Consider the following 8,518-nt stretch of genomic DNA (forward strand, 5'->3'; position numbering starts at 1 on the left):
TTCATCGCCCAAGGCTGATTAGGGCGCGCTCGAGGCGGTCGACGGCCAGGCGCAGGTGGCGGGGCTGGATCACCAGCGGGGGCACGAAGCGCACCACCCGTGGGCCGGCGGGCACCAGCAGCAGCCCCTGCCCCATGGCCGCCTTGACGATGTCCGGAGCGCTTGGGGCCTCTTCGCGCAGCACCAGGCCTTGCAGCAGACCCCAGCCCCGCACCCCCTCCAGCAGGGTGGGATGACGGCTCACCAGCTGGGCCAGTAGCTCCTGCAGCAGTGCGCCCATCCGCTGCACGTGGCTGAGCAGGTCGCGCCGCTCTAGTTCGGCTAGCACGGTGAGGCCGGCGCGGCAGGCGAAGGGGTTGCCGCCGAAGGTGCTGGCGTGTTCGCCGGGGCGGAAGTGATCCACTGAGGCTTTCACCGCCAGGGCACCGATGGGGATGCCGCCGCCGAGGCCCTTGGCCAGGGTGATCGCATCGGGCTCGACGCCCAGCTGCTCGTAGCCCCAGAGCTGGCCGCTGCGGCCAACGCCGATCTGCACTTCATCGAAGATCAGCAGGATGTTGTGGGCGTCGCAGAGCTCACGCACCCGCCGAAAAAAGGCCCTGTTGCCGGGATGCACGCCGCCTTCGCCCTGAATTGGTTCGAGCAGCACGGCGGCCACCCGCGGACCCTCCACTTCGCAGGTGGCGAGCAGGGCTTCAAAGGCGGCAGTGTCGTTGTAAGGGAAGTAGCGGAAGCCCTGCACCATCGGCTCAAAGCCCTGGTGGTACTTGGGCTGCCCCGTGGCTGTAACCGCAGCCAGGGTGCGGCCGTGGAAGCTGGCCTGGGCGGTGAGGATTAGGGGCGCATTGCCCTCGCCAGTGGTGATGCCCCTCACCGTGTGGCCGTGCTTACGGGCCAGCTTGATGGCGGCCTCATTGGCCTCAGCGCCGGAGTTGCAGAAGAAAACCCGATCCAGGCAGCTGCTGGCGGTGATCGCAGCGGCGAGTTCCTCCTGCTCGGGGATTCGATACAGATTGGATACGTGCTGCAACTTGCCCAGCTGGCGGCTTAGGGCCCGCTTCAGCCGCCCGTCGCTATGACCGAGGGTGCAGACGGCAATGCCGGCTACACAGTCGAGATAGCGCTTGCCATTGCTATCCCAAACCCAGACTCCCCGGCCTCGGGTGAGGCTGATCGGGAAGCGGGCGTAGGTGTCCATCACGGCTGAGGCAGACATGCCTGAGTGGGTGATGGGCGAGATGGGAGCGGTGGGACTCGAACCCACAAACCCGAAGGCGCTCGATTTTGAGTCGAGTCCGTCTACCAATTCCGGCACGCTCCCGCAGTTGAGAGCTTAAGCCGCCGAGCTGACACGCTCAATGCTGGCACCGGCGGCATTGAGCTTGCCCTCAAGATTGGCGTAGCCACGGTCTAGGTATTCGAGGCCGCGCACGTTGGTGATGCCGTCTGCGGCTAGGCCAGCCAGCACCATGGCGGCGGAGGCGCGCAGGTCGCTGCCTTGCACTGGAGCACCGCTGAGGCGGGCCACCCCTTCCACAAAGGCGGTGTTGGCCTGCATGCGGATGTCGGCACCCATGCGTTGCAGTTCGCCCACGTGCTGCAAGCGATTTTCAAAGATGTTTTCGGTGATCACGCTGGTGCCTCGGGCCGTGGCCAGCAGGCTCATGAAGGGGGCTTGCAGGTCGGTGGGGAAGCCGGGGAATGGCTGGGTGCGCAGGTCAACTGCATTGATCTGATCGGCCTTGATGGTGAGCCCGACGCCGTCGTGCTCCAAGGTGCAACCCGCCTCCTCGAGCTTGCTGAGCACGGCGCCAAGGTGATCTGGGATCACTGGGGTTACCCGCAAATGGGAGCGGGTGATGGCGGCTGCCAGTAGAAACGTGCCAGCTTCGATGCGATCTGGGATCACGGCGTAGTCGGCGCCATGCAGGCGATCCACACCCACTATCGTGATCGTGGAGGTGCCGGCGCCGCGCACCTTGGCGCCCATGGCGATCAGCAGGCCTGCTAGATCAACCACCTCTGGCTCAAGGGCGGCGTTTTCGATCAACGTCTCACCATCGGCGAGCGCGGCCGCCATCATTAATGTCTCGGTGGCGCCAACGCTGGGGCAGTCCATATGGATGCGGCCGCCCGTGAGGCGATGGCCGCTGCCTGGCACCACGGCCGTAACGACCCCGTGCTCAATGGTGACCTGGGCGCCCAGGGCCTTGAGACCTTTGACGTGCTCGACGACTGGCCGGGTGCCGATCTGGCAGCCGCCTGGCAGGGGCACCTTGGCCATGCCAGTGCGGGCTAGCAGAGGGCCAATACAGAAAAAACTGGCCCTCAGGCTATTCACCAGCTCGTAGGGGGCTGTAGAGCTATTGATTGAGTCGCCCTTTAATTCCAGGGCGTCACCATCACGGTGGACCTGACCGCCAAGGCTGCTGAGCATTTCGCCCATGGCGGTGATGTCGGTAAGTGGAGGGACGTTTCTCAGTCGGATGGTGTCCCTGGTCAACAGACAGGCAGCCATGAGCACCAAGGCTGAATTCTTGGCACCACTCACGTGCAGCTCGCCTGAGAGGCGCCGGCCGCCCCGGATTTCAAGCTGGGGATTTTGAACGAAACGGGTCTTGCTAGGTGATTGGACAGCGATCAGACCCATGGAACGACTGCCCGGTTCACGTCGCAGCATATTGACAACACATTGTGAGATCGTCTAGACGGCCGCAGCCAGAACTGGCTCCGACCGCTGGTGCGGGTTGCCGATGGCGTATGTTTTCTCCGTTGCAGCGAGCTCTGCTCTAGCGACAGCCACGCGGATGTGGCGGAATTGGTAGACGCGCTAGTTTCAGGTACTAGTGGCAGCAATGTCGTGGGAGTTCAAGTCTCCCCATCCGCATTTTTCTCATGATCGTTCTCAAGATCTCAAACGCTTCCGAGGTGATGGCCTCGAAGTTAGGCAAATTCCTTGAGAGCCTTACGCCCGACAGCCTTGATCAATCCACGATCGAGGACATTGTCATCAAGAAATTGGTCGAAAACCTCCATGCTGAAGGCCTGAAGGGTGAGGTCGCCTCGGTGCGTGGTCTCGATTTAGACGGCAAGGAGCTCGTAGTGCACGACGGTTTGAATGTGCGCCGTCACCAGGCTTTCTGAAGTGATCCCTAGCGATGGCTTGGGTGCTGCCGAGCCGCTCACTAGCCGCCGCAACCCGCTGGTTAAGCAGCTGCGTCTTCTGCAGGAGTCTCGCGGTCGCCGCGAGCAGGGGTTGCTGCTGCTGGAAGGCACCCACCTCCTGCAGGAGGCGGTGCGTCTAGGGCTTCAGCCCAGGGACGTTTTGGCTACCGCCGCTTGGCTGGCTGACCATGGCGAGCTGGTGGCAGCCCTGCCTCCAGGCTGCAGTTGGCGACTGGTGGGTGGTGAGGTGCTGGAAGCCATAGCCACTACCCAGCATCCCGACGGAGTGGTGGCCAGCCTGCTGCCTCCGACGGCAGCGGCTCCAGGCACAGCCAGCTTTGTGCTGGCCCTTGATGGGATCCAGGATCCCGGCAACCTCGGCACCTTGATGCGCACTGCCTTGGCGGCGGGGGTTGGGGCCCTGTGGCTGGCCGATGGGGCTGACCCATTTCAACCCAAGGTGTTGCGCGCCTCGGCGGGGGCTGCCTTGGCCGTGCCCATGGTCCGAGAGAGCAGGCAGGAGTTGGCGGAGCGGTTGCAGGCGGCAACGGCCGCCGGCCTGCAGCTGGTGGTTGCGGTGCGCCCCGAGATCGGATCGGTGGCTGTTATTTCGGCACCTCTTCCCTATTGGAAGCTCGATTGGACCCGGCCCACGGTGTTGCTGCTTGGCAATGAGGGGGCTGGGGTGTCAGCGGAGCTCCAGGCCCTGGCTAGCCAGCGCGTCACCATTCCCCACAGCCCAGCGGTGGAATCCCTCAATGTGGCCGTGGCGGCAGCTCCGCTACTGCTCGAGCGTCTGCGCCAGCAGGCTGGAGCTTGACGGGGGAGAATGCCCGTCAACAACCGCAGTGCTGCCCGGTGAGCGAAGCCCCCCTCCACGGATCGAGCTTTGACGGATCGAGCTTCGATTACGACGTGATCGTGGTCGGTGCCGGCTATGGCGGCTTCGATGCGGCCAAGCACGCTGCCGACCATGGCCTGCGGGTCGCCATTGTTGAGTCGCGCGATATGGGCGGCACCTGTGTGAACAGGGGCTGTGTGCCCTCCAAGGCCCTGCTGGCGGCCAGCGGCCGGGTGCGGGAGCTGGCCGACGCCGAGCATCTGGCGGGCTTTGGCATCCACGCCGCCCCAGTGCGCTTTGAGCGCCAAAAGATCGCCGACCATGCCAACCAGCTGGTGGCAACTATCCGCAGCAATCTCACCAAAACCCTGGAGCGCGCCGGTGCCACGATCCTGCGGGGTCAGGGCCGCCTGGCCGGCCATCAGCAGGTCACTGTGCGCGAGAACGGCAGTGGCATCGAGCGCACCATCAGCGCCCGCGATGTGATTCTGGCTACTGGTTCTGAGCCTTTCGTGCCCCGCGGCATCGAGACAGATGGGCGCACCGTGTTCACCAGCGATGAGGCGGTGAACCTCGAGTGGCTGCCCCGCTGGCTGGCGATCATCGGCAGCGGCTACATCGGCCTGGAATTTGCCGATGTCTACACGGCCTTGGGCTGTGAGGTCACGATGATTGAGGCCCTCGATCGGGTGATGCCCACCTTCGATCCCGACATCGCCAAGCTTGCTGCTCGCACCTTGATCAATGGCCGTGATATCGACGCCCGCGCCGGTGTGCTGGCCCGCAAGGTGACCCCCGGCTGCCCGGTGAAGATCGAGCTGGCAGACATGGCCACCAAGGAGCTTGTGGAAACCCTGGAGGTGGATGCGGTGCTGGTGGCCACTGGGCGCGTGCCCACAAGCGCCGAGCTCAACCTGGCTGCCGTTGGTGTGGAAACCGAGCGGGGCTTCGTGCCAGTCGACGAGCACATGCGGGTGCTGGTGGGAGGTGAGCCGGTGCCGCACCTTTGGGCCGTAGGCGATGTGACCGGCAAGATGATGCTGGCCCACACCGCTGCCGCCCAAGGCACCGTGGCCGTAGACAACATTCTTGGCCACAGCCGCCAGATCGACTACCGCTCAATTCCAGCGGCCACCTTCACCCACCCGGAGATCAGCTCGGTGGGCCTGAGCGAGGCCGACGCCCAAGCCCTTGCTGAGCAAGAGGGCTTTGAGCTGGGCCTGGTGCGCAGCTACTTCAAGGCCAATTCCAAGGCCCTGGCTGAACTCGAGGGCGAAGGCCTGATGAAATTGCTGTTCAACAAAGCCAGCGGTGAGGTGCTGGGCGCCCACATCTTTGGTTTGCATGCGGCCGACCTAATCCAGGAGATCGCTAACGCCGTGGCCCGCCGCCAGAGCGTCTTGCAACTGGCCACCGAGGTGCACACCCATCCCACCTTGAGCGAGGTGGTGGAAGTGGCCTACAAGCAAGCAGCCATGGCGGTGGCAGGCTGAGCACCATGGAGATCCGTCGCCGGCCGCCCAACCCCAAGGTGAAGGTGGCCTTTCTCGAATACGCCATCCGCCACGAGGACAGCGAGCCCCGTCACATTCTTGAGCAGATCCTCTGGGAGAAGGATCGGGAGATAACGGCCGCCCGGGAGAGGGTGCCCTTGGAGAAGCTCAAACAGCAGGTGGCTGAGCTGCCGGCGACCAGGGATTTTTTGGCGGCCCTGCGGGCCTCCTGCCGCAAGCCGGCGGTGATCGCCGAGGTGAAAAAGGCCAGCCCCAGCAAGGGCGTGATCCGCGAGGATTTCGATCCTGAAGCGATTGCCAAGGGCTACGCCGCCGGTGGTGCTAGCTGCCTCTCGGTGCTCACCGATAAGCAGTTTTTCCAGGGTGGCTTTGAGGTGCTGGTGCAGGTGCGCCAGGCGGTTGATCTGCCCCTGCTCTGCAAGGACTTCATCCTGAGCCCATATCAGCTATTTCAGGCCCGCGCCGCCGGGGCCGATGCGGCCCTGCTGATCGCCGCGATTCTCAGCGATCAGGATTTGGCTTACCTGCTCAAGGTGGCCAGGGCTCTGGGCTTGGCCGTGCTGGTGGAGGTGCACGACGGCGAGGAACTAGAGCGGGTGCTGGGCCTTGATGGCGTGCAACTTATCGGTATCAACAACCGCGATTTGGCCAGCTTCCATACCGATCTGGCCACCACCGAGCAGCTCACTGCCGTTTATGGCGAACGCATCCGCGCCAAGGGCTGCCTGCTGGTGAGCGAGTCGGGCCTGTTCACCCGCGAGGACCTCGACCGGGTACAGGGTGCTGGCGCCGATGCGGTGCTGGTGGGCGAAGCGCTGATGCGTCAGGCCGATGTGACCGCCGCCCTGGAGACCTTGATCGGCAGCGTCTGATGATCGGCAGGGGCTGATCTTTGTGTTTGCAGTGCTTAGCTAAACCAGGGCTTAGCTAAGCACTGGTTTAGCTAAGAAGCGCGCAGGTTGGGCGCTGCCGCTAGGCCAGCCGCCACCCCAGCCGCTACGCCGGTCGCTACAAAAATGACTGCAACAAAAAGCCCCCGCCACTGGGCGAGGGCTTGGGGAGTTCGGGGCCGCCGCAGCAGCCAGGCGCTCACACCTTGCGGGAGTAAAACTCAACCACCAGCAGTTCGTTGATCTCAAGGGCGACCCATTCGCGCTCGCACTTGCTGATCACCTTGGCGACGAGCTTGTTCTTATCGAGCTCCAGGTGGGGCGGGATGTTGGCCAGACCCGGGAAGGCCAAGTTGCCTTCAGCCAATTGCTTGCTCTGCTTGCGCTCGCGCACGGCGACCACATCGCCGGCCTTGCACTGGTAGCTGGGGATGTCCACGACGCGGCCGTTCACGGTCACGTGGCCATGGTTCACGAGCTGGCGGGCACCGGGAACGGTGGGGCCAAAACCGAGGCGGAAGCAGACGTTGTCGAGCCTGGTTTCCAAAAGCTTGAGCAGGTTGGTTCCGGTGGAACCCTCCTGGGCACGGGCTTTCTTCACGTAGCGAACCAGCTGACGTTCGGAAATGCCGTAGTTGAAGCGAAGCTTCTGCTTCTCTTCGAGGCGAATGGCGTATTCGGAGCGCTTGCGACGGGCTTGGCCGTGCTGACCGGGGGGATAAGACCGCTTGGCGGACTTACGGGTGAGACCGGGAAGGTCTCCCAAGCGCCGCGTGATCCTCAGGCGAGGGCCGCGGTAGCGAGACATGAAAACAAATTCAAAGGACGAAGTACCTCCCTTGGGAGGCAAGGCGCTGCGGTATCGAGCATGCTGGGATGATCCCGCTAACTCGAACTGTGCCGCGCCAACGATCGATCCTATCGGTTGGGCCGCGCAGCCTCGATCTCCAGCCAGAGCCGGGCCTCGCCTCCCTGCAAGAGGCCGAGCTTGGGGCTTCCCCCCAACTGCCGAGCAAACAGTCAACCCAGCTGCTGACCCAATTGCTTACTACTGGCCTGGCGGCCCTATTGCTCGCCTTGATCAGCTTTTATCGCCAGTGGATTTCGCCCTTGCTGGGGCCCCGCTGCCGTTTCATTCCCAGTTGCAGCGCCTACGGCCTCGAGGCGATCAGCCGCCATGGGCCCTGGCGGGGCAGCTGGCTCACCCTGCGCCGGCTGCTGCGTTGTCATCCCTTCAGCGCCTGCGGTTGCGATCCGGTGCCCGATTGATGCTCTCCTCCGCTCCCTCTTGGCCCTCTTCCTCCCCCGGGCTTCCGGTTTTGCTGCTGCTAACCCGCAAGGGGTGTTGTCTGTGCAAGGGACTGGAGCAGAAGTTGCGCGCCCTCGATCCTCCACTGGCGCTGGAGTTGATCGATGTGGATGGTGATCCCGCCCTGCAGGCCCGCTTTGGGCTGGAGGTGCCGGTGCTGCAGGTGCGCTCCGGCCAGGGAGATCGGCAGCTGCCCAGGGTGCCGCCCCGACTGGCTGGCGCCAGCTTGCAGGTTTGGTTGCAGAAGCACGGTTTTTCCAGCCAGGACGCTTAGATAGGCCCCAGTTTTACTGACGACGCCATGACCCAGCTGCTCCACCCAGTCCTGCAGCAGGTGGGTTTGGAGGTGCCGGCGGGCGTGGCCAACGGGGAGTTGAGCGGCATCAGCTGTGACTCGCGCCGCATCGGGCGGGGCACTTTGTTTGTGGGGCTGCCTGGCACCCAGGTGGATGGGGGCTGCTTCTGGCCCCAGGCACTGCAGGCCGGTGCGGTAGCTGCGGTGATTAGCGAGGCCGCGGCGGCCCTTCAGCCGCCTGGGCCAGGTGATGCTGTGCTGGTAGCGCCTGAGCCGCTGAACCGCTGGGCCGGAGAGCTGGCGGCTGCCTTCTGGTCCCAGCCCAGTCGCCGGCTGGCCCTGATTGGGGTCACCGGCACTAATGGCAAAACCACCACCACCTATTTAATTGAGCATCTGGCGGTTTCGTCAGGCAGGCCTTCGGCCCTGTTTGGCACCTTGGTAAACCGCTGGCCAGGCCACAGCGTGACGGCCCAGCACACCACGGCCTTCGCCGATCTGCTC

General features: G+C 64.2%; 10 protein-coding genes and 2 tRNA genes. 8 read left to right on the plus strand and 4 right to left on the minus strand.

What is annotated here, in order from left to right:
• Position 1: 1 nt before the first annotated feature.
• The 3 genes from KBY72_RS09575 to murA all read right to left on the minus strand — a co-directional run bounded on the left by KBY72_RS09575 (position 2) and on the right by murA (position 2,650).
• Complete coding sequence (locus KBY72_RS09575; RefSeq protein ID WP_254960895.1) at positions 2–1,216, minus strand: aspartate aminotransferase family protein; 1,215 nt, start codon at positions 1,214–1,216, stop codon at positions 2–4.
• Between the two features lie 23 nt (positions 1,217–1,239).
• Positions 1,240–1,321 (minus strand) — tRNA-Leu (locus tag KBY72_RS09580).
• Positions 1,322–1,333: 12 nt separating this feature from the next.
• The gene (murA, locus tag KBY72_RS09585) at positions 1,334–2,650 is read right to left on the minus strand and encodes a UDP-N-acetylglucosamine 1-carboxyvinyltransferase (RefSeq protein ID WP_254960894.1); all 1,317 of its coding nucleotides are present in this window, start codon (positions 2,648–2,650) and stop codon (positions 1,334–1,336) included.
• 153 nt (positions 2,651–2,803) lie between these two features.
• Here murA and KBY72_RS09590 point away from each other — a divergent pair.
• The 5 genes from KBY72_RS09590 to trpC all read left to right on the plus strand — a co-directional run bounded on the left by KBY72_RS09590 (position 2,804) and on the right by trpC (position 6,392).
• Positions 2,804–2,887, plus strand: a tRNA-Leu gene (locus KBY72_RS09590).
• An 8-nt stretch (positions 2,888–2,895) separates the two neighbouring features.
• Complete coding sequence (locus KBY72_RS09595) at positions 2,896–3,144, plus strand: hypothetical protein (RefSeq protein WP_254960893.1); 249 nt, start codon at positions 2,896–2,898, stop codon at positions 3,142–3,144.
• 1 nt (position 3,145) lies between these two features.
• A complete protein-coding gene (locus KBY72_RS09600) occupies positions 3,146–3,985 on the plus strand; it encodes a TrmH family RNA methyltransferase (protein WP_254993464.1) in 840 nt (279 codons plus the stop codon).
• 38 nt (positions 3,986–4,023) lie between these two features.
• Positions 4,024–5,499, plus strand: a complete 1,476-nt coding sequence (lpdA, locus tag KBY72_RS09605) for a dihydrolipoyl dehydrogenase (RefSeq protein WP_254960889.1) — start codon at positions 4,024–4,026, stop codon at positions 5,497–5,499.
• Between the two features lie 5 nt (positions 5,500–5,504).
• Complete coding sequence (gene trpC, locus KBY72_RS09610; RefSeq protein ID WP_254960886.1) at positions 5,505–6,392, plus strand: indole-3-glycerol phosphate synthase TrpC; 888 nt, start codon at positions 5,505–5,507, stop codon at positions 6,390–6,392.
• 217 nt (positions 6,393–6,609) lie between these two features.
• Here trpC and rpsD read toward each other — a convergent pair whose 3' ends face one another.
• Positions 6,610–7,218: a 30S ribosomal protein S4 gene (gene rpsD / locus KBY72_RS09615; RefSeq protein ID WP_254960882.1), complete on the minus strand. Its 609-nt coding sequence runs from the start codon at positions 7,216–7,218 to the stop codon at positions 6,610–6,612.
• Positions 7,219–7,415: 197 nt separating this feature from the next.
• Between rpsD and yidD the strand changes: the two genes are divergently transcribed.
• From yidD to KBY72_RS09630, 3 genes are all read left to right on the plus strand, one after another.
• Positions 7,416–7,679 carry a membrane protein insertion efficiency factor YidD gene (gene yidD, locus KBY72_RS09620; protein WP_254993471.1) on the plus strand — a complete coding sequence of 88 codons (264 nt, stop codon included), beginning with the start codon at positions 7,416–7,418 and terminating at the stop codon, positions 7,677–7,679.
• Positions 7,679–7,993: a glutaredoxin family protein gene (locus KBY72_RS09625; protein WP_254960881.1), complete on the plus strand. Its 315-nt coding sequence runs from the start codon at positions 7,679–7,681 to the stop codon at positions 7,991–7,993. Before yidD ends, KBY72_RS09625 begins: the two co-directional genes overlap by 1 nt.
• A 27-nt stretch (positions 7,994–8,020) precedes the next feature.
• Positions 8,021–8,518, plus strand: a 498-nt coding sequence (locus tag KBY72_RS09630; protein ID WP_254993465.1) for a Mur ligase domain-containing protein, incomplete at its 3' end; no start/stop codon positions are given.

Origin of the sequence: Cyanobium sp. BA5m-21 (assembly GCF_024346235.1) — a bacterium.
GTDB lineage: Bacteria > Cyanobacteriota > Cyanobacteriia > PCC-6307 > Cyanobiaceae > Cyanobium_A > Cyanobium_A usitatum.

Excerpts from the sequence above, each read along its gene's own strand:
- KBY72_RS09575 (WP_254960895.1), bottom strand. The coding sequence starts at position 1,216 with ATGTCTGCCTCAGCCGTGATGGACACCTACGCCCGCTTCCCGATCAGC.
- murA (WP_254960894.1), bottom strand. The coding sequence starts at position 2,650 with ATGGGTCTGATCGCTGTCCAATCACCTAGCAAGACCCGTTTCGTTCAA.
- KBY72_RS09595 (WP_254960893.1), top strand. The coding sequence starts at position 2,896 with ATGATCGTTCTCAAGATCTCAAACGCTTCCGAGGTGATGGCCTCGAAG.
- trpC (WP_254960886.1), top strand. The coding sequence starts at position 5,505 with ATGGAGATCCGTCGCCGGCCGCCCAACCCCAAGGTGAAGGTGGCCTTT.
- KBY72_RS09625 (WP_254960881.1), top strand. The coding sequence starts at position 7,679 with ATGCTCTCCTCCGCTCCCTCTTGGCCCTCTTCCTCCCCCGGGCTTCCG.
- rpsD (WP_254960882.1), bottom strand. The coding sequence starts at position 7,218 with ATGTCTCGCTACCGCGGCCCTCGCCTGAGGATCACGCGGCGCTTGGGA.